A 23,916-nucleotide genomic window follows, 5' to 3' on the forward strand; every position below is an offset into this window, starting at 1 on the left:
CCCCCGCGCCAGGCTCTGCGTCAGCCCCGCCGCGCGCGGAACAGGTCGCGGATCAGAGCGATCTCGGCACCGTGGTGCAGCAGTTCCTGATTGACCCACCAGACCGTTTCGATGAACGGATCCTCCGGGTCGCTGCCGTGCGGGTACGTGCTGTGTCCCACGGTGTCGAGCGCCGTGTCGTCGGCGCCGAGCAGCGCCTCCCGCCAAGCGGTGGCGGCGGCTTCGAAGGCGGCGATCGCCCCGGCGGCGTCCCCGGCGACCACGTAGTCGTCCCGCGTCAGGGTGTGGCTGCCGATCGTGTGGTCGGCGCGGAGCGCGAGCAACTCGCTCAGGTGACTCAGCCGCCACGCCAGGGTGGTGAACGGCGGCGGCGTGGGGTGCGGCGGAGGCGTCGCGTCGCGGCCCCAGTCACCCGCGCCGACGAGAACGGTTGCTCCGGGCCCGGGCCCCGCCGCGCGCCGCCGGACCGACCAGCAGCCCGGCACCGGCTCCCAGAGGTACTCTTCGTCGGTCATCGACGCGACCTCGACGTCCGTGCCGTTGCCGCTGTCCATGACGGGGCCGTTCAAACGGTCGGCGAGGCGCCCCCGTGCGAAGTCGAACTGCTGCAGCAGAGGGATCAGGCGTGGTGGTGTCGCCATCGGACGCTCCTGGAGTGGCTGGTCGGACTGTGCGGAACCCTCTCGGGGGCACACCCCTCGTCCGGACCCTGTCACAGCCGGTTCGACACCGCGCTCCATTTTTTGACGATGGCGGCTCTCCTCGGTGGTACGGGTTCGCTGCCGATCCTCGGTACGGCGACGGTCGCGGGGGTGGCTCACTGCCGAGAGCGAAAGCATCGTCGTGGTCGCCCGCGGTACGGCGTTCCCCCATGCTGCCGTAGATGTCCGCCTCCACCGCCCGGACGGTACAACTCCGGCCACTGGGGGCGTAGATGGGAATCGGTCGGCGATACGGCCGCCCACCGCCGTCGTTCATCGCTCGTTCACCGGGCACACCGTTCGGCGCATTCCCTGACACGCCGCCGGCATCTACGCTCGGCCGCGCACCGATCAACGTCGTCCCGGCCGGACCCCGGCTGTCGACAACGTTGTCCAACTTCGCGGAAGGTAAAGCGACATGGCCCTCAGACCGTTGCCCGTGGCGAGGCGTTTCGGCGCGCGAACGGCCGCCGTGATCCTCACCGGCGCGCTCGCTGCGGCGTTCATGCCTCCGGCCGCCGAGGCGGCCACCGGCCTGGTCCCGCACCCCGCCGCCTACGTCGATCCGCTGATCGGCACCGCGAACGGCGGCAACACCTACCCGGGCGCCACGCTCCCGTACGGGATGATCGGCTGGTCGCCGACAAGCACCAGAGGGGATCAGACCAGCACCGGCGCGGCCAATGGATACGACTACGGCACCACCCGGCTGCGCGGGCTGAGCCTGACCCATGTGAACGGCGCCGGCTGCAACCCGGGCGCCGCCGGTGACGTACCGATCATGCCGTTCGTCGGGGACGTCACCTCCTCGCCGTCCGCCGACACCAAGGACGCCGTCTACGCCGCGAACTTCTCGCACGACAACGAGCGTGCCGTGCCGGGCCGTTACACCCTCGGGCTGGACAACGGCGCGACCGCCGACCTGGCGGTCAGCAGCCGCTCAGGCGTGGCCGACTTCAGCTTCCCGGCCGGAAAGCCCGCCAACCTGCTCTTCCGGGTCTCCAACTCGCTCAACGGCAGCGAGGACGCGGAGGTCGCCATCGATCCCGTACACCACAAGGTGACCGGCTCGGTGCTCACCGGCGCGTTCTGCGGGCGGCGCGCCAACGGCGGTACCAACAACCGCAAGAGCTACTACCGGCTCTACTTCAGCGCCTCCTTCGACCGTGGCTTCTCCTCGACCGGTACCTGGAGGGACGGCACGCTCGCCCCGGGCGCGACCACGGGCAGCGGCGGCGAGGGCTACGCCACCGGCGCCGACCGGGCCGGCCGGGGCTCCGGCGGCTGGGTCGGGTTCGACACCGGTGCCGACAACGACGTCCACATGCGGATCGGCATCTCGTACGTCAGCCTGGCGGGGGCCGAGGCCAACCTCAAGGAGGAAGTGGCCCCGCACGCCGGGGTCGACGACGTGGCGGCCGACGCGCGCCGCACCTGGGACCGGGAGCTGCGCTCCGTACGCATCGGCGGCGGCAGCACCGCGCAGCGCACGACCTTCTACACCGCGCTGTACCACTCCCTCATGCAGCCCAACCTGATCAGCGACACAGACGGCCGCTACCCGGGTATGGACGGCGCGTCGCACCGGGTGAAGCGCGGACAGGGAGCGCAGTACAGCAACTTCTCCGGGTGGGACCAGTACCGCGCCCAGATCCAGCTGCTGGCACTGCTCAAGCCCGAGATCGCCGGCGACTTCGCCCAGTCGCTGTACAACTTCGCGCAGCAGAACGGCGGGGTGTGGGACCGCTGGGTGCACATCAACGGTGCCACGCATGTGATGACCGGAGACCCGACGGCGGCCACCCTGGCCACCTTCTACGCGATGGGCGTGCGGAACTTCGACTACGAAGGCGCCTTCGAGTCCCTCGCACGCCAGGCGACCGTCCCCGTCGACGACGGTCTCTCCGATGCGGGATGCCCCGGCCAGTGCACCGGGCAGCGGCCCAATCTGGCGCAGTACCTGACGTCGCACTACGCACCCCAGGACGAGTGCCACTGCTGGGGCGGCGCGGCGGAGACGCTGGAGGACTCGGTGGCCGACGCGGCTCTCGGCCGCTGGGCCGAACTGCTCGGACGTGATGAGCAGGCCACGTACTTCAAGGAGCGCGGCGGCTGGTGGCGCAATGTGTTCAACTCCACGGCTACCGACGGCACCGGGACCACCGGTTACATCCAGGCGCGCAACGTCGACGGTTCGTGGGTGACCCCGTTCAACCCCGGGAGCGACCTCGGTTTCGCGCAGGGCACCAGCGCCACGTACACCTGGATGGTTCCGCAGGACGTCCAGGGGCTGGCCGAGGCCATGGGCGGCCGGGACCGGGCCGCTCAGCGGCTCGACGCCTTCTTCCACAAGGCCGACGGATCCTGGTCGGTGAAGGGCGGCGACGCCCTGCGCTACGACCCGACCAACGAGCCCGGCATCCACGCCCCTTGGCTCTACAACGCCCTGGGACAGCCGTGGAAGACGCAGGCGACGGTGCGTCAGATCCTCGACACCGTCTACGGTACGGGCCCCGCCGGCCTGCCCGGCAATGACGATCTGGGGACCATGTCCGCGTGGTATGTCTTCTCGGCGCTCGGGCTGTACCCGCAGACGCCGGGCAGCGCCACGATGTTGCTGGGCACCCCGCTCTTTCCGGACGCGTTGATCGACCGCGCACACGGCAGGGACATCACGATCGTTGCCCCGGACGCCGACGCCGGCCATTCGTACGTCGACGCGGTTCGGGTCAACGGGCGTACCAGCGACCGGTCCTGGACGGACGCGAGCCTGGTCACCCGTGGCGGCACCCTCGCCTTCCGGTTGGCCGAAGCGCCCAACTCCAGCTGGGGCACGACAACTTCCGGACTGCCGCGGTAGGGGACATACCGATCGGTTCCGGATCCCGGCGAGCGGGTCGTACGGCCTGCTCGCCGGAGTGCCGGTCACCATTTTCTATCGTTGAAAATTCTCTGTGCACGACCGTTGTTATGCGTTTGGTGTTGTGGCTCAATGTTCGATTGTGTGCGTGCCTCGTTGTGTGCGAGGCACTTCAGCTCTCGACGAGGACGACGCCTTGAGACGACAACTGCCCCGCCCCAGAGTCCTGTTCAGATCGATGGCCTGTACGGCCGCGCTGCTGATTCCCCTCGGGGCCACTCTGGTTCCTGCCGCTGCCGCCGCCCCTGCTGCAGGCGTCCCCGCGAGCGCCGCATCGACCGCCGCCGCGAAGGCCTTCACCGACGACGACCCGACCGCCGATGTGCACGGGCTGAAGGGCGAGTACTTCCGGATGTCCGCGCCGGGCGCACGCGACTTCGCCGAGCTCGGCGGAGTCGCACTCGACCCGGAGATCAACTTTCCCGGTCTGACCGGGGCGTTCGAGTCCACTACGGGCAGGACGGAGAACACCACAGCCCGCTGGACCGGCAGCATCACAGCCCCCGAGACGGGTGACTACACCTTCGCCGCCAGCGGCGACAACGGCTTCAGGCTCTCCATCGACGGAAACGTCGTCATCGACCACTGGCTGCCGGACTGGGACAACGAGCAGACCAGCAAGCCGGTTGCCCTCACCGCGGGCGAGCCGCACCAGTTCCGTCTGGAGATGTTCCAGGACACCGGCGGCGCCAACATGTTCCTGCGCTGGTCCAGTGCGAAGCTCAAGAAGCAGATCGTTCCCGAGTCCGCCTTCACGCCGCCGGCCGACTTCGAGGTCTACCCGGTCGCGCTGAGCGTTGCGGAGGACGGACGGCGCCTGCAGGCGACCTTCGAGGACGAGGTCAAGAACCTCGCCTCCGTGCAGGACCACCTTGCCATCGAGGCCGACACCTCGCCCATGCCGGTGAAGTCCGTCGCCAAGGCGTCCAACAACTCCCACGCCGTGATCGTCGACCTGAGCTCGCCCGTCCAGAAGGGCCAGCAGGTCCGGGTGGCGTACGACGGGAAGGGCGGGCTCCAGGCCGGCGGCGAGACGGTTCCCCAGATCAGCCGCACGGCGAAGAACCTCTCCACGCACCGGCTGACCACGACCTGGGGCGACAAGCTCGACCGCAACCACCCGCTGCCCGAGTACCCCCGCCCGCAGCAGGTGCGTGACCGGTGGAAGAACCTCAACGGCCCGTGGGAGTTCGCCGGTGCCACCGCCGACGAGCAGCCGGTCTTCGGCAAGAAGCTCGGTGAGCGCATCACCGTACCGTTCCCGGTCGAGTCGCAGCTCTCCGGACTCGAACGCCATGAAGACCACATGTTCTACCGCAAGCTCGTGACCGTTCCCAAGAGCTGGTCCGTCGGCAAGGGCAAGGACGGCAAGCGGCTGAAGCTCAACTTCGGCGCCGTCGACTACCGGTCGGTGGTCTGGGTCAACGGCACGAAGGTCGCCGAACACACCGGTGGCTACACCTCCTTCAGCGCCGACATCACCGACGCGATCAAGGGCGGCGCCCCGCAGGAGATCGTCGTCGCCGTCACCGACACCACCGGCCCCGACCAGCCCAAGGGGAAGCAGTCCAGCAACCCGGGTGGCATCGTCTACACCGCATCCTCCGGAATCTGGCAGACGGTGTGGATGGAGCCGGTCGCCGTGGCCTCCGTGGACTCGCTGACCACGACGCCGGACATCGACAAGAGCACCCTCGCCCTGACCGTCAACTCCGCCGCCGCTTCGTCCGGCGCCCGCGTCACGGCGGTCGCCCGCGACACGAAGGGCCGGGTCGTCGGCACGGTCAGCGGCCGGGCCAACACCCCGCTGAGCCTGCCCGTCAGCAAGCAGCACCTCTGGACCCCCGACGACCCGTACCTCTACGACCTCGACGTCACCCTGACGGACGGCCGTTCCAAGGACACCGTCGACAGCTACTTCGGGATGCGCTCCATCGGGATCGCGAAGGTGGGCGGCTACCAGAAGCTCGTTCTCAACGGGAAGCCGTTCTACTCGCTCGCCATGCTGGACCAGGGATTCTGGCCCGACGGTCTCTACACGCAGCCCAGCGACGCCGCGCTCACCTTCGACCTCAAGGCACAGAAGGACCTCGGCTTCAATGCCGTGCGCAAGCACATCAAGGTGGAGTCCGCCCGCTGGTACTACCACGCCGATCAGCTCGGCCTGCTGGTCTGGCAGGACTTCGTCTCCAGCGACATCACCGGTGAGAAGGGCCGGCAGGCCTTCCTCTCCCAGGGCAAGGAGATGATGCAGCAGCTCCACAACTCGCCGTCGATCGGTGGCTGGATCGTCTTCAACGAGGGCTGGGGCGAGTGGGACCGCACCGAGACCGGGAAGATCGCCGAGTCGGTCAAGGCGGCCGACCCGTCCCGTGTCGTCAACGCCCACAGCGGTGTCAACTGCTGCTCCTCGAAGGGTGACTCGGGCAAGGGCGACATCATCGACCACCACGACTACCTCAACCGCGAGGCGCCGTTCCCGGACGACCGTGCCGCGATGGACGGTGAGCACGGCGGCTTCACGCTCCGTACCCCTGGACACATGTGGCCGGGGGCGCCGGCCGCGATCTACAGCGGTGTGGCGGACAAGGACGCCCTGACGGCCAAGTACGTCGACAACACCCGCACGTACTACCTGGCGGCGGCCGACGCCGAGCTGTCCGGCTCGGTCTACACCCAGGTCAGCGACCTGGAGAACGAGCTGAACGGACTCTGGACCTACGACCGGCGCGAGATCAAGGTCGACCCCGAGAAGGTGCGGGAGATCAACCAGCAGGTCATCGCCGCCGGTGCGACCGCCGGACACCGCGACGAGGTGAAGGGCGGCGCCAGCTGGCCGCTCGATGAGGGCAAGGGCACGACCTCCGCCGACCTCGGCCCCAACCACAGCAGCCTCACGCTGAGCGAGGGCACCTCCTGGACACCTGGTGTGCACGGTTCCGCGCTGAAGTTCAACGGTCAGGGACAGTACGCCCAGACCGGTGGTCCAGCCGTCGACACCACCGGGAACTACACGGTCTCGGCATGGGTGTCGCTGGACTCGCTCCCGGGCAACTACGCGACCGCCGTGAGCCAGGACGGCAGGCGGACCGAGAATCCGTTCTACCTCCAGTACGGGCAGGGCGCCTTCGCGTTCAGCACGCCGGGCGGCAACCGGGCGCGACTGGAGATGAAGCCGGAACTCGGCACCTGGTACCACCTCGTGGGTGTGCGCGACGGTGACGAGGTCAAGCTCTACCTCGACGGGAAGCTCGTGTCGACCACCGCGGCCGGTCCCGCCGATGTGAGCACCGGACCGCTCACCGTGGGCCGCGCCCAGTACGCCGGCCAGAAGGGCGACTTCTGGAACGGTTCCATCGACCAGGTGAGCGTGTTCGACAGGGCTCTCACCGCCGACGAGGTGAGCGCACTCCACGACAGCGAGCAGCCGTAGCACGACAGAGGCCGGCCCGGCAGCGACGTAACACCGTCGGTGCCGAGCCGGCCGTTGTCAGCGGTCCGTCAGGTCACGGAGCCAGCAGTTGCCAGAGGTGGTCGTCGGTGCCGTTGTCGCCGAACTGGACGACGTGGGCGCTGTCGGCGGTGGACATGTTGTCGACGCCCAGGACCTTGCCGGAGTGGCGGTTGCGGATGCGGTACCAGCCGTCGCCGTTGGGGACGAGTTGCCAGAGGTGGTCGTCGGTGCCGTTGTCGTCGAACTGGACGACGTGGGCGCTGTCGGCGGTGGACATGTTGTCGACGCCCAGGACCTTGCCGGAGTGGCGGTTGCGGATGCGGTACCAGCCGTCGCCGTTGGGGACGAGTTGCCAGAGGTGGTCGTCGGTGCCGTTGTCGTCGAACTGGACGACGTGGGTGCTGTCGGCGGTGGACATGTTGTCGACGCCCAGGACCTTGCCCGAGTGCAGATTGCGGATCCGGTACCAGCCGTCGGACAGCCACCGGGGGGCGTCGGGTTCAGCCGTCGGGAACGCCGTGATGCGCAGCCGCGCCGCCCCCATGGGGACGAGCGTGACCTCTTCCACCGGTTCGGTGCTCAGCGCGGGGCTGTCCTGGAGCGGTGCCACGACATGCTCGCTGTCCGCCGTCCATTCGGGGATGCGGCGCGCGCGTGCGGTCATGGTCAGCGGCGTGCCTTCGAGGGTGAAGGGGTTGTCGCCGGGCGGGCGGCCGGTGGAGCGGTGCCGCAATGATGCGGCCGGCTGCTGCCTGTCCAGTACGAGGCCGTAGTTCCAGGCGCCGGTGGCGTGCACCTCGTACCCCGGGAACTGTTCGGTGCCGCCGATGCGCCGGTACTCCTCCCCGATCCGGAGGGAGTACGTGAGCGGTCCGCGGTCGACGCTCACCGCGCCGTGGTTGTCCGTCCAGGTGCGCACGGTGGTGCGCTGGGGGAATCGCAGGGTGACCTTGTCCCCGTCGGACCAGTTCCGCTCGATACGGGTGAAGGCCGGGCCCGCCGGTGCGCCGACGCGACGCCCGTTGACCCTGATCTCGGGTTCGGAGCACCAGGCGGGAACCCTCAGCACCAGCGGGAACCGCAGGTGCTTCGGCGTCCTCACGGTCAGCGAGACCGTGTCCGTGAACGGATAGCCGGTCTCCTCGGTGACGGTGACCTCCGTGCCGTCGGCGACCTTCGCCGTGACCTCGCACGCGGCGTACATGGCGGCGGCCAGGCCCCCGTCCGGGGTGGCGAGCCAGAGCTCCTCGACAAAGTAGGGCCAGCCCATGCCGTAGTTGTGCGGGCAGCAGCGGTACTGGTCGACGCCCGGAAGATACGCCTGCATGGCGAAGCCGTTCTGGAACTGCCGCCCGCTCTTGGGGACGTTGTCCAGATCGACGCTGTTCGCGCTGGTGATGTAGTGGATCGCCCGGCCCGACGGATCCAGTGACGCGGGCAGCGAGTTGAAGGCCAGCTCCTCGCAGCGGTCGGCCCAGAGCGGGTCGCCCGTGATCCGGGTCAGCAGCTGATGGCTGGCCATGAACTCGACGATGCCGCACGTCTCGAAGCCCTGACGTGGATCGCGGTGGCCCGGGCGCGCGTTCTCGTCACCGGCGAAGCCGCCGCCGGGGAACTGCCCGTACTGGTCCATGACCTTGCCGTACGTCCCGTACGTGGCCCGGGTGTCGTCGGCCGAGCCGCTGCGCAGCGCGTACTGGGCGGGCTCGCGGAAGCCCTGCGCGATGTTGACGTTGTGCAGATTGACCAGATTGTCGGCCCAGTTCGCCCCGTTGGCATGGATCTTGTCGGCCAGGTCGAGCAGGAACGAGTCCCCGGTGCGGTTGAAGAGCCAGAACACACTGTCCAGGCCGTCGCCCCAACGTAATGCGATCCAGCTCGTGTTGAAGGCACCCGGCCCCTGGGCGTTCATGTAGCGGAAGAACCTGCTGAGGAACGGGATGATACGGCTGTCGCCGCTGTACTCCTGCCACGAGCGGAGCGCCTGGACGAGCGGGAGGAACGGCCAGAAGTCCGGGCCGCCGTTCAGCGAGGTACGCAGCGCCGTGGGGCCGAAGAAGCCGTCGGGCTGCTGCGTGGTGAGGATCCCGTCGAACCAGCGGCGTACCGACGCCAGGGCCTTGGCATCCCCGGTGACGATCGCGAGATCGGTGTACCCGCGCAGCCAGTACGGGACCTCCTCCCAGCCACCCAGCTCGGGGCGGACCCAGCCGGTGGCGGTGAAGTCGAGGAAGTGCGAGAACTCCTCGTAGTGACCGCACAGACCGTCGAGCTGGAGGCGGAGTTGTCCGGCCAGCCAGCCGCGTGCGGTGATCCGGCCCGGCGGGAGCTTCAGGAATGCGGTCGGGTGCAGAGGTGCGGCGTTGGGGGAGTAGTGGCCGCCGTGGGCGGCTGCCACCCGGTTCCCGGCGGCGGTCGCGGTCGTGGCCCAGCGGCCGGTCGCGGTCGTGGCGGCCGCGGTGGCCAATGCGCTGGTCATGAGCTGTCTGCGGTTCAGGGGCATAGGGGGGAGCTCCTGTTCTGCCGGCTTGAGGGGGCAAGGGGAACGCGTGGTGCGGCCGTGACGGGCCGGTCCGGGACCGGTCGCCGTTTTCGCGCACGGCAAGAACTGCCGTCGCGCCGGGTATGGCCCGGACGTCAACTGCATTGCAACGTTGGAAACTTGGCGTTCGGCCGTATGACAACACGGCGTTCGGATGCTGTCCAGAGGTGTCGCGGCATCGATTCGCCCTCCACGGGCCGGTCTTGGGGAGTCGTCGGCGTGCTGCGCCGACACATTTTGGAAACGCATCGACAACGCTCTTGCCGCCTGTGCCGCACCGCCTATATAACGTTGTAAACCGAGCCGCCGACAGGCCGCGCAGGCTCTCACGACCGCAGCTGGAAGCAGCGTCCGTGCAGCTCGAAGCGGGGCCGTGAGGAATGCAGTGACATCAGCCGCCGAGTGGCTGATGCATCGTCCAGCCATGCCCGACCGCACGCCCGCAGGTGTGCCGTCATCCCGCCAAGGAGCGTCCCCGCGCATGATGATCCAGCGTCGAACCCGTACCCTCGCCGCGGCCTGCCTGCTCGCCGCCACCGCCACGCTGGCCGCTTCCGGCTGCTCCAAGTCGGAGACCTCGAACAACGCCGGCGGCGACAGCAGCCAGGAGGCCCAGGCCGCCAAGACCCCCGAGGCCACTTCGGGTTCCGGCTGCTCGCTGCAGACCTATGGCGCGCCGAAGCTGGACCTGAAGAACGCGGTGGTCGGCTTCTCCCAGTCGGAGAAGGAGGCCAACCCGTTCCGTATCGCCGAGACCCAGTCCATCAAGGACGAGGCCGCCAAGATCGGCGTGAAGAAGCTGCTCACGACCAACGCGCAGTCGCAGCTCTCCAAGCAGATCAGCGACATCCAGGACATGCTTTCCCAGGGCGCCCAGTTCCTCATCGTCGCGCCGCTGAACTCCGACGGCCTGGAACCGGCCCTCAAGGCGGCCGCGGCGAAGAAGGTCCCCGTCCTCACCATCGACCGCAAGGTCAACTCCACCGCCTGCAAGGACTACGTGGCCTTCCTCGGCTCCGACTTCGTGGAGCAGGGCAAGCGCGCCGCGGACGCGATGATCAAGACGACCGGCGGCAAGGGCAAGATCGCCATCCTCCTCGGAGCGTCGGGCAACAACGTCACCACCGACCGCACCAAGGGCTTCGTCGACCAGATCAAGGCGAAGGCACCCGGCATGGAGATCGTCGCCCAGCAGACCGGTGAGTTCGCCCGCGACAAGGGGCAGCAGGTCATGGAGCAGCTCATCCAGTCCAAGCCCGACATCACCGCCGTCTATGCGGAGAACGACGAGATGGGACTCGGCGCCGTCACGGCGCTGAAGGCCGCCGGGAAGAAGCCCGGCAAGGACGTCAAGATCGTCTCCGTCGACGGCACCCGCAACGCCGTTCAGGCACTGGTCAACGGCGAGTACAACGCCGTCATCGAGTCGAACCCGCGCTTCGGTCCGCTGGCCTTCGCCACCGCCCAGAAGTTCTACGGCGGCGAGGAGATCCCGGAGAACGTGATCATCTCCGACCGCGCGTACGACGAGAGTAACGCCAAGGCCTCGCTCGGCGGAGCGTACTGAGCCGTACCCACTCCCGTACCGACTCCTCAGGTTCACCGCCGCCGTGGCGCTCCCACCCGCCACGGCGGCTTCGGGCCCACACCTTGGAACAGCGGAAGGCCAAGACCCATGGCACCACCCGAAGCAGTACCTCGGGCACCGGAGGCTACCGCCCCGCCCGCGGCCGACACCGTCCTCGAAGCCCGCTCGGTGAGCAAGAGGTTCCCGGGCGTCGTCGCTCTCGACGACGTGACTTTCTCCCTGCGGGCGGGGGAGACCCACGCGCTGGTGGGTGAGAACGGCGCCGGCAAGTCCACCCTGATCAAGGTACTGACCGGCGTGTACCGGCCCGACGAGGGCGAACTGCGGATGTCCGGCCAACAAGTCAGGTTCGCCCGGCCGTTCGAGGCCCAGCAGGCCGGTATCTCCACGATCTACCAGGAGGTGAACCTCGTCCCGCTGATGAGCGTGGCGCGCAACATCTTCCTGGGCCGCGAGCCCAAGAACCGCCTCGGCCTCATCGACTTCGGCCGTATGCACCGCGAAGCGGCCGACCTGCTGGACGGCTTCGGCGTACGTGTCGATCCCCGACGGCCCCTGCACACCCTGGGCATCGGCACCCAGCAGATGGTCGCGCTGGCCCGCGCCGTCTCCGTCAACGCCCGGGTCGTCGTCATGGACGAACCGACCTCCTCGCTCGAACCGCGCGAGGTCGAGACGCTCTTCCGGGTCATCGAGAACCTGCGTGGCCAGGGCATCGCCGTCCTCTACGTCAGCCACCGCATGGACGAGCTCTACCGGATCTGCGACCGCGTCACCGTGCTCCGCGACGGCCGCCACATCCACACCGGCGACCTCGCCGGCCTCGACCGCATGCAACTCGTCTCGATGATGCTCGGCCGCGACCTGGCCGAGGTCCGCCGCAACGGCACGACCGGCTTCGCCGCCGAGGGACACGACGCGGCACGCACCCCCGTACTCACCGCGAACGGGCTCTCCCGCGACCGCCAGCTCCACGACATATCGCTGTCGCTGTACGCCGGTGAAGTACTTGGACTCGGCGGCCTCCTCGGCTCGGGCCGCAGCGAGACGGCGAAGGCCCTGGCCGGAGCCCTGAGCCTGGACGCGGGCGAACTCACCGTCGGCGGCCGCAGGCTGCGCCGGCTCACCTCGGCGGGCGCCATCCGCGCGGGCATCAGTCTGCTGCCCGAGGACCGCAAGGCCGAGGGGATCGTCCCCGGTCTCTCCGTGCGCGAGAACATCGTGCTGGCCGCCATGCCCCGACTGTCCCGCGCCGGTGTGGTCTCCCGCGCCAAGCAGGCCCGCATCGTCGACATCTTCATGAAGCGACTGCGGATCAAGGCGGCGAGCCCCGAGCAGAAGGTCGGTGAACTCTCCGGCGGCAACCAGCAGAAGGTCCTCCTCGCCCGCTGGCTCTGCCTGGAGCCCAAGGTCCTCCTGCTCGACGAGCCGACACGCGGCATCGACGTCGGTGCCAAGGCCGAGGTCCAGAGCCTCATCGACGACCTCGCCGGCGAGGGGCTGGCCGTCCTGCTCATCTCCTCCGACATCGAGGAACTCATCGAGGGCGCCGACCGCATCGTCGTCCTGCGCGGCGGATCCGTCGCGGGCGAACTGACGGGCGACGACGTCGGCGAGAGCCAACTGCTCGAAGTGCTCGCCGACCACTCACCGGTGCCCCGCCCCGACGTGGAGCCGGCACCGGCGCCCACCGGGAAGGCCTCGGCAGCTCAGGAGGACCCGCGATGACCACCCAGGCGACAGTCGCCTCACCCGCCCGTCCGTTCGCGTGGCTGCGGAACCCCGCCTGGTACCAGGAGTACGGCGTGTACGCGGCCGTGGCCGTGCTGCTGGTCTTCAACGCCGTGTTCACCGAGCACTTCATGACCGCCGACAATCTCCGCACCCAGCTGGTCCAGGTCGCCCCCATCGTCATCGTCGCCCTGGGCATGGCCCTGGTCATCGGCACCGAGGGCGTCGACCTGTCCGTCGGCTCGACCATGGCGCTGGCCGCCGCCCTCCTCCCCCTCTACCTCGGATACGGGCTCGTGCCGGCGCTCGCCGTCGCGCTGCTCGCCGGAGCGGTCGTCGGAGCGGTCAACGGCGCCCTGGTCTCGCTGATCGGGCTGCAGCCGATCGTCGCCACGCTCGCCCTGTTCGTCGGCGGACGGGGACTGGCCCTGGTCATGGCCGACGGTCAGCTCAAGCAGATCGTCAACCCCGACCTGCTCTCGCTCGGCACCGGGTCCTTCCTCGGCATCCCGCTGGTCGTGGTGATCGCCGCAGTGCTCGCCGTCGCCGTCGCGTTCCTCGTGCAGCGCACCACCTTCGGCCGTCAGATCGTCGCCGTCGGGGGCAACCGGCCCGCTGCCGCCCTCGCCGGGCTGCCCGTCCGTCGCGTCCTGATCGGTGTGTACGTGCTCTGCGGGGTGCTCGCCGCCCTGGCCGGCATCCTCGCCACCGCCAGGCTCACCGCCAGCGACCCCTCCTCGCTCGGCACCCTCATGGAACTCTCCGCCATCACGGCCGTCGTCGTCGGCGGCACCCCGCTGAACGGCGGCTCCATCCGGGTGCTCGGCACCGTCGCCGGAGCCCTGCTGATGCAGCTGCTCCGGGCCACCCTCGTCAAGCACGACCTGCCCGACTCCACCGCACAGATCGCCCAGGCGGCGATCATCATCGCCGCCGTCTACGTCGCCCGGGAGCGTCGGTCCCGATGAACGAAACCACACCCGCCCCCGCCCCCGCGGCCCAGGCGCGCGCGCCGCAGAAGACGCCCGCCTCCGCCGGCCGCAGCGTGCCCCGCCCGCCGTCCAGCGGCACCGAGCCGACCCTCGCACAGCGGCTCGCCGAACTCGTGCAGCGCCAGGGCGTGCTCGCCGTACTGCTCACGGTCGTGCTCGTCGCCTCGTTCGTGTACCCGACGTTCGCCACCCTGGACAACGCCCGCGGCGTGACCGTGCAGGCGTCCTTCCTCGCCGTCGTCGCCCTCGGCATGACGATGGTCATCATCACGGGCGGCATCGACCTGTCCGTCGGATCCGTCTTCGCCCTGGGCGGAGTGCTCGCCGCCTGGGCCTCGCAGTGGGGTCTGCTGCCCGCCCTGCTCGTACCGCTCCTGGTGTGCGCGGCGATCGGCCTGCTCAACGGGTTCCTGATCGCCCGCGCCGGGATGGCACCGTTCATCGTCACGCTCGCCACCCTGCTCGCCGCCCGCGGCATCCTCCTCGCCTTCACCGACGAGGGCGCGACGACGTACCTGGTGCCGAAGGGCTCCGCCTTCGCCGAGCTCGGGCAGGGCAGCATCTGGGGCTTCGGCTATCCGATCCTGATCGCCCTGGTGCTGTTCGGCGGCGGCGGGCTGCTCCTGCAGCGCACCTCGTTCGGACAGACGCTCTTCGCCGTCGGCGGCAGCAGCGACGCGGCCACCCTGATGGGCCTCCCCGTTGCCCGTACGAAGATCCTGGTCTACACGCTCAGCGGTCTGCTGGCCGGACTCGCCGGAGCGCTCAACGCGGCCAGACTGTCCTCCGGCGTCACCATCATCGGCGTGGGTATGGAACTGGACGCGATCTCCGCGGTCGTCATCGGCGGCACCCTCCTCATCGGCGGCGCCGGATCGATCAGCGGCACGCTCTGGGGTGTCCTGCTGCTCGCCGTCATCCAGAATCTGATCAACCAGATCGGCTCGCTGAACTCCTCCTACCAGTCGGTGGTCAGCGGTGGGTTCCTTATCGTTGTCGTCGTGGCCCAGCGCTATCTGGCGCGCAGCCGCAGAACCACCTGAACCGTACCGGGCCCGGGTCCGCCGGTCCCGGGCCGGAGCAAGCGATCCAAGCGCGACACCGCGCGCCGAGTCGAGTCAGGGAGTGCCGTGGGCGTCAGCCTCAAGGACGTTGCGCAACGGGCGGGCGTGTCGATCAAGACCGTGTCGAACGTGGTGAACAACTATCAGCACGTCACACCCAAGATGCGCGCCAAGGTGCAGCAGGCCATCGACGAACTCGGCTACCGTCCGAACCTCACCGCACGCCATCTGCGCAAGGGCCGCACCGGCATCATCGCCCTCGCCGTGCCCGAATTCGGCAACCCGTACTTCGCGGAGCTGGCCGGCGCGGTCGTCGACGCGGCGGCCCGGCACGACTACACCGTGCTGGTCGACCACACCGGCGGCCTCCGGGAGAAAGAACTCCTGGTCAGCCAGGGCTTCCGGTCCCATGTCATCGACGGCCTGATCCTCAGCCCCATCCATCTGGAGACCGAGGACCTGATGGCGCGCACCGAGACCGCGCCACTGGTGCTGCTCGGCGAGCGTGAGTACGAGGCCCCCTACGACCACATCGCGATCGACAATGTGGCGGCCTCCCGCGACGCCGTACGGCACCTCATCGACCTGGGGCACCGCCGGATCGCGTTCCTCGGCTCACGCACGGGACGCGAGCGCCAGCCCGCCCACCTGCGGCTGCGGGGCTGGCGCGAGGAGCTCGCCGCCGCGGGCATCGAGGCCGACGAGTCCCTGGTCGTCGTCACCGACGGATACGGACGCGAGGACGGGGCCGTCGCCATGGCGGCCCTCCTCGACCGCGGCGAACGGCCCGACGCCGTCTTCGCGTACAACGACCTCATCGCCATCGGCGCCATGCGCACCCTCTCCGAGCGAGGGCTGAGGATTCCCGACGACGTCGCCGTCGTCGGCTTCGACAACATCGAGGAGAGCCTGTACGGAGCCACCACGCTCACCACCATCGCACCGGACAAGGAAGCCATCGCCCGGCTCGCCGTCGACAGTCTCGTCGAACGGCTCTCCGGCAGTCCGGTACCCGAACCTCGAAGGCCCCGCCCCGGTTACCGGCTCATCGTCCGCGAATCGACCGTGATGCGGCCGCCCGCCGAGCAGTCCGGACCCTGAGGGGGTAGTGTCCGGCCGATCAAGCCGGGCCCGCCGGCCGGACACCCCCGCGGGCCGTCCGGGGCCTGTCCCTGAAATCGCCTGGTCCGCCGCCCGTCACCAGGTTCTCCGAAGAAGGATCTCCGATGCCTCGCCCCACCGTGCACCACCAACCGTTCGGCGCCGCCCACGGCCGCTCCGACGTCGATGTCTGGACACTCGACTCCGGTACGGGAGTCCAGGCCGAGATCCTCACCTACGGCGGCATCCTGCACAGCCTCACCGTGCCCGACACCGACGGAGCCGCCGCTTCGGTCGTCCGGTCGCTGGCCACGCTCGACGACTACATGGGGAAGAACCCCTTCTTCGGCGCTCTCATCGGCCGCTTCGCCAACCGCATCGCCCACGGCCGCTTCACCCTCGACGGGACCACCCACGAGATCCCCGCCAACGACCGCGGCCACGCACTGCACGGCGGTCCCGAGGGCTTCCACACCAGAATGTGGCAGGCCACCGGTCACACCGGCGACGACACCGCGGTCGTGCGGCTGACCCTGCACAGCCCCGACGGCGACATGGGGTTCCCCGGAGCGCTCGACGTCACCGTGACGTACACCCTCGACACCGCGGGCACACTCGCCCTCGACTACACGGCGACCACCGACCGCCCCACCGTCGTCAACTTCACCAACCATGCCTACTTCGCCTTGACCGCGGAGGGTGACATCCTCGACCACGCGCTGCAGGTGGACGCCGACACCTATCTGCCCGTCGACGCTGACGGCATCCCGCAGGGCCCCGCAGCCGACGTGCGCGGCACGCCGTTCGACCTCACCGCCCCGCAGACCATCGGGGAGCGGATCGCGCTGCCGGACGAACAACTGCGCATGGCGGGCGGCTTCGACCACTGCTGGATCGTCCGCGCGCCCGGGGCCCCGGAAACCCTGCGGCGTGCCGCCCGGCTCACCGCCCCCGCGACGGACCGGATCCTGGAAGTCTGGACCACCGAACCCGGCATCCAGGTCTACACCGCCAACCAGCTCGACGGTTCGCTCGCCGGCACCGCAGGCCGGCGCCACGAGCGGCACGGTGCGCTCTGCCTGGAGACCCAGCACCTGCCCGACTCACCCAACCGCTCCGCGTACCCCAGCACCGTGCTGCGGCCCGGCGACGTCGCGCGCAGCCGCACCGAGTTCCGGTTCCCGCACCTCGACGCGTCGGCGCGCTGAGCCACCGCCGCCGGTGACGGGCGTGCCCGGAGCACGCCCGTCACCCCTGTCGGTGTCCACATCTACCTCAGATCGGGACCGTCGGCCCCGATCTTGCCCGGCGCCGCGTTCCTGCCGCCGAGGTCGAGTACGTACACCCGCAGATTGCCCTTGCCCGGTGCCGGGACGGCGAGGGTGCCGCCCGTCACCACCTGGGTGTCCCCGGTGACCGCGTCCTTGTAGGTGCCGTTGGGGATTCCGGCGTACGTGGCCGCTCCGGTGACGGTCACCAGGGCGAAGCTGTCGACGCCGCTCGCGGTGTCGGTGTAGCGACGCTTGTAGGCCATCGAGCCGGTGATGCCGTCGGTGGAGTACTGGCCCATCTGCAGGGCGGGCACCGACCACCGGACCTCGTTCAGCCGTTGCAGATGCTTGACCAGCGGCTTGCCGAGCGCGTTGGCCGTCGCCGTGTTGTCCGAGGCAGCGGCCGGGACGGAGGGGGCGGGACCGTCCGGGTGCGGTACCGCTGCGAGGAGCCCCAGAAGCCCGGCGGCCACCACGGCTGCCGCGAGGGGGCGTCTCGGCAGGCGGTGGGCGGAGCGTCTCATACGTATCTCCAGGGGGAGGGCAGCGGCCGTCCGGCCGCGGCAGCCAAGAGCGCGGCTGCTCATCGGGCAACCGCGGTCCCGCCGGAGAACCCTGACGCGCCTCGGGGTTCGGGCGAGCAGTGCATCCCGTCAGCAAGAGCTGTCAGAGTTTTGCTGCAATCTTTTGCGGTCAGGAAGTTACCCGTGCATGACAGGTACGTAAAGAGTCGCGGCACGGTCGGTCGCGACCGACCGTGCCACGCTCGGTCGCGACCGGTCGGCATCACGGCACAGCGGCGGTCACTGTCCGGGAAGCGTCCGCCCTGCGAGGGCCTCCGCGGCCGCCTGCCCGCAGACGCGCGCCGCGCCGTGGGTGTCGATGCGGACGGCGCCGCCCGGGCCGGAGTGCGGGACGCCGAGTTCCACCGTGATCGCGTCGGGGCGGCGGCCGAGCAGCACGCGCAGCCAGTCCTGCACGGCGGGCCGGCGGTGGGCGTCGCGGACAGCGAGGACAAGCGGCCGGCCGGCGGCCTCGGCGAGGATCCGGTCGGCATGCGCCGGGTCGAACGGGGCGAGGGCGGGCAATGTGGTGCGGACGGTCCCGGGCATCAGCGCGGTGAGGGCGGCACCCAGACCCCACGGCACTGCGTCGCCCTGGACCACGGTGCCGGGGACGCCGAACTCGACCAGGACGGCGGCGGTTTGCAGCGGCAGTGCGGTGGGGTCCTCGGCGCTGATGCGCAGCGCGCGGCGGGCGGCGGTCAGGCCGAGCGCCCGATCGGGTGACGGCGCGGGAACGGACCCGGCCAGGGCCCGCTGCCAGGCGGCGAACTCGGCGGTACGGGCCGCGGCCTCGGCGAGCCGCTCCTCGCGGAGTTCGCCGCGGACCACCGCGTCCGCGACGGCGGCACGCAGGTCGGCGAACTCGGTGTCGCCGGACCGGTCACCGAGGCAGATGAGGTCCACCCCGGCGGACAGCGCGCGGACGGCCGCGCCGGCCAGTCCGTAGCGGGCGCGGACCGCCTGCATCTCGATGGCATCGCTGACGACGAGCCCGTCGAACCCGAGCTCCTCGCGGAGCAGTTGGGTGATCACGCGTGGGCTGACGGTGGCCGGGCGGTCCGCGTCGTAGGCGGGGATGAGCAGGTGGGCGGTCATCACCGCGCGGGCCCCGGCGGCGAGGGCGGCGCGGAACGGCGGCAGGGCCAGCTCCGCGATGCGGTCGGCGTCCATGGTGACGGTGGGCAGGTCGAGGTGGGAGTCCGTGTCGGTGTCGCCGTGGCCGGGGAAGTGCTTGGCGCAGGCGGCGACCCCCGCGTCGTGCAGCCCGCGTACCCAGGCGGCGGTGTGCCGGGCGACCAGCGCGGGGTCGGCGCCGAAGGAGCGGACGCCGATGACAGGGTTGTCGGGGTTGGAGTTGACGTCGGCGTCGGGGGCGTAGTCGAGGCCGATGCCGACGGCGCGCAGTTCGCCGCCGATGGAGGCGGCGACAGCGGCGGTGAGCTCGGGATCGTCGACCGTACCGAGGGCGAGGTTGCCCGGATAGGAGGATCCGGTCGCGGTCTCCAGCCGGGTGATGTCGCCGCCCTCCTCGTCGACGGCGATCAGTACATCGGGGTTCTCGGCGCGCAGGGCGGCGGTGAGCGCGGCGGTCTGCGCGCGGTCTCGGATGTTGGGGCCGAAGAGGAGGACCGAGCCGAGTCCGCCGGCCAGCCGGCGGCGGATCCAGTCGGGGGCGGTGGTACCACGGAAGCCGGGCTGCAGCACCCGGTCGGCTAGGGCGAGGAGTTCACCGTCGGCCCGGGTGGGACGGGGGGAGTCGGTGGGCGGCATGGCGGTTCCTCTCGGGCTGGGCGGTCGGTTGCTCGGGACGGCCCGGGGCGGTCGGGGCCACCGAGAGGTCAGACGTCCTTGCTGTACGTCCAGAAGACCCGGCCGAGTTGTGCGTCGACGGCGCGGGCGTAGAAGTGGATGGGGGCGGTCCAGCCGATCTCCGCCTCGTCGAGTCCGGAGGCGCGCTGGTCTGCGAGGCAGCGGCGGAGCAGTACGGTGCCGACGCCGAGGCCGCGTTCCGAGGATTCGGTGCCCATCGGGCCGAACCAGGATCGGCGGTTGACGCCGTGGCAGGCGAAGCCGACGTAGATCGGGCCCTCGGCACCTTCTCGGACGGCGACATGGCCGCGCGGAGGTGAGTAGGTCAGGGCGCGAGCCGCTTCGCCGTCCCAGGAGCCGCCCCACTGGTTCATCCAGGCGAGGAACGGCTTCTCGTCCGCGGGCGTGAGGCGGCGGACCCGCACCCCGGCAGCGGCCAGTCGCGCCTCGTCCTCGGCGGTGCCGAGCGGGGCGGTGTGCAGGTCGACGCTCAGGTTGAGGCCCTCGGGACCCCGGGCGTAGCCACTGGATTCGGCCAGGCAGACGGCGCGGGTGTAGCGGATGTCGATGCCGGGCCAGGCGTAGTAGGGAGGCCTGCCGCGGATCATCAGCCGGCCGGCCCCGGCGGCGACGAGGAGCTCCTCCGCGCGGGTGAGCAGAGCGCGGCCGATTCCGCGGCTCTGTGCCCAGGGGAGTACGGCGAGGAGGTCGATGTGCCCCGTGGCGGGGGCACTCTCGGTGGCGGGGCGGAGTGCGGCGAGGGCGACGCCTACCGGCTCGCCCTCGTCCTCGGCGAGGATCCGCAGCTGCGGGAGGTCCGCAGTCTGCCCCCACAGCAGATCGAACACGTCCTCGGCGTCGCTGTCGTGAACAAGGGCTGCGCGGGTGAGGGTTCGCAGGGCGGGCAGGTCGTGCTCGGTCGCGGTGCGTGCCGCCGGAAGGTTCGTCATGCCTGCTCCACCTCTAGGTAGCTCCGGGGACACCGGATTGTAAGTGAATGACATCGGGGCTCGGTATTGCGGTGGAAATTTACCAGCGAGATGATCGGGATGTCAGCCCCCGTACCCCACCGGAAAGCAGGCCGTGATGAACGTCCGCGAAGATCCCGCAAGTCTCCCCGATCCAGCAGACCTCGTCAGGAACGCGGTGGAGCAGGGTGTCGTGCCCGGAGCCGTCCTGATCAGCGGTCGCGGTGCGCACGGCCCTGTCCGTACGGCCGCGTTCGGCACCACCGCCGACGGTCCGTCGGGGCGCCCGGTCACTGCGGACACGGTCTTCGACCTGGCATCCCTCACCAAGGTGGTGGCCACCACGCCCGCCGTGCTGCGGCTCGCCGACACCGGTGCGCTGCGACTGGACGACCCGGTGCGCCGCCACCTGCCCGGCTTCGCCGGTGCCGGCAAGAGCGAGGTGACGATCCGTCACCTGCTGTCGCACTCCTCGGGACTGCCTCCGCACCGGGACTACTGGCAGCTTCCCGGCGGCCCCGCCGACCGGCTCGCCGCCGTCCTCGCAGAGCCTCTCGACCACCTTCCCGGCACCGTCGTCAACTACTCCGACCTGGGGTTCATCCTGCTCGGCGAGATCGTCGCCACGGTGGCCGGAGAGCCGCTCGACACCGCCGTACGGGAGCTGGTGCTCGACCCGCTGGGCCTGACCACCACCCGCTACCTGCCGCCCGCGGACTGGCGGGCGGTCACCGCCGCCACCGAGGCACCACCCGGCGGAGAGCCCAAGCGGGGCGTGGTGCACGACGAGAACGCCGAGAGCCTGGGCGGTGTGGCCGGCCATGCCGGGCTGTTCGGGACTGCGCCGGACCTCGCGCACTACCTTCGCGCCTGCTGGCTGGCCGACGAGTCGCCGCTGTCGGCCCGCACTCGCTCCGAGGCGCTCAGCCTGCAGACCGTGGGGCTGGACGGTGCACGGGGGCTGGGCTGGACGTTGCCCGGCGACACCTGGGACCACATGTCCCCGCACTGGCCCACGACCGGCGCCGGGCACACCGGCTTCACCGGTACCAGCCTGGCGCTCGACCCGGTCACCGGGATCTGGGTGGTGCTGCTGACCAACGCCGTGCACTACGGACGCGGGGCGCGGGCTAAGGAGTTGCGACGTGCAGTGCACGCTGCCGTGGCGGCCCGCGCCGAGCCCGTACGCGGCTGAGCGCCAAGTGGTGCATCGAGGCCCCGAATCGTACATATCCCGGATACCCAGCGACGCGTACCCCAACGAACCCGTAGGATTCCCACATGGCTGCCCCACGTGACCGACAGCGCGGAGGCGGCGACGCCCCCCGGCGCTCCGCAGCACCCACCGCAGAGCGCGCGACGCCGCCACAGACGGTGCTGGTGCAGATCCGGGCCCTGCTGCCTTCTCTGCCACCCTCCGAGCGGCGGGTCGCCGAAGCCGCGATCGCCGATCCGGTCGGGGTCGCAGGGAAGACCATCAGCGAACTCGCCGCGGAATGCAGCACCTCCGAGACCACCGTCGTCCGGTTCTGCCGGGCCGTGGGCCTCAAGGGCTACCCCGACCTGCGGATCAAACTGGCCTCGGCGGCCGGCAGCGAGGACAGCGGCCCCGCCTGGTCCAGCGCCGGCAGCGACATCGGGCCCGGCGACTCGCTGGCCGACGTGGTCGGCAAACTGGGCTTCGCCGACGCCCGCGCGGTCGAGGACACCATTGCCCAGCTCGACCTCAACGTCCTGCAGCGGGCGATCGACGAAGTGGTCGGGGCGAGTGCGGTGGATCTGTACGGCGTCGGCGCGAGCGCGCTGATCGCGCTCGACTTCCAGCAGAAGCTGCACCGCATCGGGCGCCGGGCGTCCGCCTGGCCGGACCCCGACGGCGCGCTCACCTCCGCGGCGCTGCTCGGCCGGGGGGACCTGGCGATCGGCATCTCGCACACCGGCGCCACCACCGACACCGTGGCAGCGCTGGGCGAGGCATGGGACAACGGTGCCACGACCATCGCCATCACCAACTTCCCGCGCTCGCCGATCGCCGAGGTGGCCGACCACGTGCTGACCACCGCCGGGCGTGAGACCACCTTCCGGTCCGGCGCGATGTCCAGCCGGATCGCCGCGCTGACGCTGGTGGACTGCCTGTTCGTCGGGGTGGCCCAGCGCAACTACAGCCGCACGACACGCGCGTTGGAGCGCACGTACACGGCGGTGCACCGGCGGCGATCCCCGCAGTGACCGGTCTCCGGTGACAAGGATGCCCCGCGACCCGGTGGGTCACGGGGCATCCTTGTCAGCCCTCAGACGAGGGTGCGCAGGGCAGCGCGGACGCTCCCGCCGGCGGCCTCCAGCGCCTCGCGCGCCTGCTGCGGGGAGCAGTCGGCGAGCAGGCCGACCAGAGCCGTCTTCAACTCCCCTCCCGAGGCGGCAAGGGCAGCGCCGCAGCGGTCCTCGTCGAGCCCGGTCGCCTCCACCACGATGTTGAGGACCCGGCCGCGCAACTTGTCGTTGCTGGCGGCCACATCGACCATGAGGTTCGAGTACGTACGACCCTGCGCCACCATCACTGCCGTGGACAGGTTGTTGAGCACCATCTTGTGCGCGGTGGCGGCCTTCAGACGGGTGGAGCCCGCGATCGCCTCCGGGCCGGTGTCCACCCCCAGGTGGATGTCCACCTGATCCGCCAGCTCGGCCCCGGGGTTGGCGCTGACCAGCGCGGTGAAGGCGCCCGCCGCCCGAGCGGCGCGCAGGGCTCCGCCGACGTAGGGAGTGCGGCCGCTGGCGGCAATGCCGACAGCGATGTCACCCGGCCCCACCTCGGCAGCGTCGGCCGCCCCGGCGGACTCCTGGTCCTCGACGCCCTCCACCGGTTCGACCAGTGCGCGCAGTCCGCCCGCGTGATGGGCGACCACGATGCCGGGCGGGAGGCTGAAGGTCGGGATCAGCTCGGCGGCGTCCATCACGGCGAGGCGGCCCGATGTGCCCGCGCCGAAGTAGTGCAGCCGGCCACCCGCCCGGATCCGGCGCGCCGTCTCGTCCACCAGCCGGGCCATGTCGGGCAGCACTGCGGCGACGGCCTCGGCCGGGATCCGGTCCTCGGCGTTGAGCAGGCGTAGCACCTCCAGGGTGGGCACGTCGTCGATGTCGCGGGTGCGGGGGTTACGGCGTTCGGTGGGGGCGTCGATTCGTACCGGAAGCTGCGGGTGCATCGCGGTTTC

Annotated in this window: 15 protein-coding genes and 1 pseudogene; 10 read left to right on the top strand and 6 right to left on the bottom strand. The window is 70.4% G+C overall.

Going from position 1 to position 23,916, the window contains the following annotated elements; genetic code table 11:
* Positions 1 to 20: 20 nt before the first annotated feature.
* Positions 21 to 641: a DinB family protein gene (locus OHA03_RS28965; RefSeq protein ID WP_267006669.1), complete on the bottom strand. Its 621-nt coding sequence runs from the start codon at positions 639 to 641 to the stop codon at positions 21 to 23.
* 478 nt (positions 642 to 1,119) lie between these two features.
* Here OHA03_RS28965 and OHA03_RS28970 point away from each other — a divergent pair, with 478 nt between their 5' ends.
* Both OHA03_RS28970 and OHA03_RS28975 read left to right on the top strand, forming a co-directional pair.
* Positions 1,120 to 3,561: a GH92 family glycosyl hydrolase gene (locus OHA03_RS28970; protein ID WP_267006670.1), complete on the top strand. Its 2,442-nt coding sequence runs from the start codon at positions 1,120 to 1,122 to the stop codon at positions 3,559 to 3,561.
* A 238-nt stretch (positions 3,562 to 3,799) separates the two neighbouring features.
* Complete coding sequence (locus OHA03_RS28975) at positions 3,800 to 7,054, top strand: LamG-like jellyroll fold domain-containing protein (RefSeq protein ID WP_267006671.1); 3,255 nt, start codon at positions 3,800 to 3,802, stop codon at positions 7,052 to 7,054.
* Positions 7,055 to 7,127: 73 nt separating this feature from the next.
* Here OHA03_RS28975 and OHA03_RS28980 read toward each other — a convergent pair whose 3' ends face one another.
* On the bottom strand, positions 7,128 to 9,578 hold the full coding sequence (locus OHA03_RS28980) for an RICIN domain-containing protein (protein WP_267006672.1): 2,451 nt from the start codon (positions 9,576 to 9,578) through the stop codon (positions 7,128 to 7,130).
* Positions 9,579 to 10,098: 520 nt separating this feature from the next.
* Between OHA03_RS28980 and OHA03_RS28985 the strand changes: the two genes are divergently transcribed.
* From OHA03_RS28985 to OHA03_RS29010, 6 genes are all read left to right on the top strand, one after another.
* Entirely contained in the window at positions 10,099 to 11,184 is a 1,086-nt protein-coding gene (locus OHA03_RS28985) for an ABC transporter substrate-binding protein (protein ID WP_267006673.1), read from the top strand.
* 108 nt (positions 11,185 to 11,292) lie between these two features.
* Entirely contained in the window at positions 11,293 to 12,933 is a 1,641-nt protein-coding gene (locus tag OHA03_RS28990; RefSeq protein ID WP_267006674.1) for a sugar ABC transporter ATP-binding protein, read from the top strand.
* On the top strand, positions 12,930 to 13,904 hold the full coding sequence (locus OHA03_RS28995) for an ABC transporter permease (protein WP_267006675.1): 975 nt from the start codon (positions 12,930 to 12,932) through the stop codon (positions 13,902 to 13,904). Before OHA03_RS28990 ends, OHA03_RS28995 begins: the two co-directional genes overlap by 4 nt.
* Positions 13,901 to 14,971 (top strand): ABC transporter permease, encoded by a 1,071-nt coding sequence (locus tag OHA03_RS29000; RefSeq protein WP_267006676.1) that lies wholly within the window; start codon positions 13,901 to 13,903, stop codon positions 14,969 to 14,971. The genes OHA03_RS28995 and OHA03_RS29000 overlap by 4 nt, the downstream gene beginning before the upstream one ends.
* An 87-nt stretch (positions 14,972 to 15,058) precedes the next feature.
* Positions 15,059 to 16,093 carry a LacI family DNA-binding transcriptional regulator gene (locus OHA03_RS29005; protein ID WP_267006677.1) on the top strand — a complete coding sequence of 345 codons (1,035 nt, stop codon included), beginning with the start codon at positions 15,059 to 15,061 and terminating at the stop codon, positions 16,091 to 16,093.
* A gap of 125 nt (positions 16,094 to 16,218) precedes the next feature.
* Positions 16,219 to 17,301: an aldose epimerase family protein gene (locus OHA03_RS29010; protein ID WP_267006678.1), complete on the top strand. Its 1,083-nt coding sequence runs from the start codon at positions 16,219 to 16,221 to the stop codon at positions 17,299 to 17,301.
* Between the two features lie 62 nt (positions 17,302 to 17,363).
* On the opposite strand, the pseudogene OHA03_RS29015 reads toward OHA03_RS29010, so the two are convergent.
* From OHA03_RS29015 to OHA03_RS29025, 3 genes and pseudogenes are all read right to left on the bottom strand, one after another.
* Positions 17,364 to 17,732 (bottom strand): annotated as a pseudogene (locus OHA03_RS29015) (alpha-amylase); the annotation flags it as partial.
* 435 nt (positions 17,733 to 18,167) lie between these two features.
* Positions 18,168 to 19,700 carry a glycoside hydrolase family 3 protein gene (locus OHA03_RS29020; protein WP_267006679.1) on the bottom strand — a complete coding sequence of 511 codons (1,533 nt, stop codon included), beginning with the start codon at positions 19,698 to 19,700 and terminating at the stop codon, positions 18,168 to 18,170.
* Between the two features lie 68 nt (positions 19,701 to 19,768).
* Positions 19,769 to 20,689: a GNAT family N-acetyltransferase gene (locus OHA03_RS29025; RefSeq protein WP_267006680.1), complete on the bottom strand. Its 921-nt coding sequence runs from the start codon at positions 20,687 to 20,689 to the stop codon at positions 19,769 to 19,771.
* Between the two features lie 136 nt (positions 20,690 to 20,825).
* On the opposite strand from OHA03_RS29025, the gene OHA03_RS29030 reads away from it, so the two are divergent.
* Both OHA03_RS29030 and OHA03_RS29035 read left to right on the top strand, forming a co-directional pair.
* Positions 20,826 to 21,902, top strand: coding sequence for a serine hydrolase (locus OHA03_RS29030; RefSeq protein WP_267006681.1), 1,077 nt, complete (start codon positions 20,826 to 20,828; stop codon positions 21,900 to 21,902).
* A gap of 86 nt (positions 21,903 to 21,988) precedes the next feature.
* Positions 21,989 to 22,936: a MurR/RpiR family transcriptional regulator gene (locus tag OHA03_RS29035; RefSeq protein WP_267006682.1), complete on the top strand. Its 948-nt coding sequence runs from the start codon at positions 21,989 to 21,991 to the stop codon at positions 22,934 to 22,936.
* Between the two features lie 62 nt (positions 22,937 to 22,998).
* Here OHA03_RS29035 and murQ read toward each other — a convergent pair whose 3' ends face one another.
* Positions 22,999 to 23,907 carry an N-acetylmuramic acid 6-phosphate etherase gene (gene murQ / locus OHA03_RS29040; protein WP_267006683.1) on the bottom strand — a complete coding sequence of 303 codons (909 nt, stop codon included), beginning with the start codon at positions 23,905 to 23,907 and terminating at the stop codon, positions 22,999 to 23,001.
* Positions 23,908 to 23,916 lie beyond the last annotated feature (9 nt).

The sequence above is a fragment of the Streptomyces sp. NBC_00154 genome (assembly GCF_026342835.1).
Lineage (GTDB): Bacteria > Actinomycetota > Actinomycetes > Streptomycetales > Streptomycetaceae > Streptomyces.